1 protein-coding gene is annotated in these 327 nt (G+C 44.3%); it reads right to left on the bottom strand.

From position 1 onward, the window contains the following. Positions 1-327 (bottom strand): DUF1542 domain-containing protein (locus E4T71_RS09345; protein WP_135039015.1); only part of this gene is annotated, 327 nt, incomplete at both ends.

Raw genomic sequence — 327 nt, 5'->3', positions numbered from 1 at the left:
AGTATTCTTAGCAGAATCTACCCCTGCATTCGTTGTTGCTTGATCAATTGCAGATTTAGCTTTTGCCGCTTCTGCATCGACTTGAGCTTTGGCAACTGTTTTCTCCTCGTCTGTTAAGTCAGTACGAGCATCCAATTCTGCCTTCTTAGCGTTAGCTGCTTCATCGATGGCTTTCTTAGCTTCAGGCTTAGCAACTGCATCTGGGTTAATAGCTTTAACAGTGTCAACACCTGCAGTTTTAGCTTCTTCAACTCCTGCATCTGTTGTTGCTGCATCTACTGCAGCTTTAGCTTTTTCTGCTTCTGCATCAACTTGAGCCTTAGCTGC

It is taken from the genome of Streptococcus sp. WM07, assembly GCF_004570525.1.
In the GTDB taxonomy this organism is placed as follows: Bacteria; Bacillota; Bacilli; order Lactobacillales; family Streptococcaceae; genus Streptococcus.
The sequence above is the reverse complement of the archived record's forward strand: the minus strand, read 5'-3'. Positions and strand labels throughout refer to the sequence as shown.